Below are 739 nucleotides of genomic sequence, written 5' to 3'. Positions count from 1 at the left end.
GGCGCTTGTCGATCTCCAGCGCCTCGAAGGCGTAGAAGACGCTGGCGGCCTTCGTTCGCGCCGCACACGGCAGGTCGTCACCACAGGGCGCAGCGGGTGGTAGGCGTGCTTGGCTACGGCAGCGGCTACGCCAACGTCCGAGTCGGCCTGAAGGGCGGCACCGCGTCTGCTCCGCTGGCCATGGACGTCTCTGGCGACATCGGCCTTCCGACGCAGGAGGGCTCCGCCTATGACGTCGCCAACGGCGCGGGCCGGCGCTCGCGCGCCTGGCGCGTTGGCAGCTACGGCCCGAACAGTGCGATCACCTACGCGCTTGACGAGCTGCGTCGGAAATCGCGGGATCAGACCCGCAAAAACCCCTACGCCGGGGCAGCGGTCGACAAGCTCGTTTCGAACATCATCGGGACAGGGATCGCTCCGCGCTCGACCGCGGCACGGTCCACCGCCGGGCTCGGCAAGGCGCGGGCGAAGAAGATAAAGGACGAGGACGCCGCCTTCCGCGCAGAACTTCAGCGCCTCTTCCTCGCCTGGACCGACGAGGCCGATTCGATTGGCGCCCACGACTTCTACGGCCTCCAGGCTCTGGCGGTGCGGGGTCTGATCGAGGGCGGCGAGACCTTTGTGCGGATGCGGACGCGGTTGCCGAAGGACGGCCTGACCGTTCCGATGCAGCTGCAGATCCTTGAGGGCGACCACTGCCCGCACCTCAAGACCGACGCCACCGCCAATATCCGGCAGG

At 68.3% G+C, this 739-nt stretch carries 1 protein-coding gene; it reads left to right on the top strand.

Annotated features, from left to right (window positions below):
• Nucleotides 1-180: 180 nt before the first annotated feature.
• Nucleotides 181-739, top strand: a 559-nt coding sequence (locus G3T14_RS25610; protein ID WP_163645048.1) for a phage portal protein, incomplete at its 3' end; no start/stop codon positions are given.

Origin of the sequence: Methylobacterium sp. BTF04, assembly GCF_010692745.1 — a bacterium.
Classification (GTDB): Bacteria; Pseudomonadota; Alphaproteobacteria; order Rhizobiales; family Beijerinckiaceae; genus Methylobacterium.
Note: the sequence above shows the minus strand (reverse complement) of the source record. Positions and strands in the feature narration are given on the sequence as shown.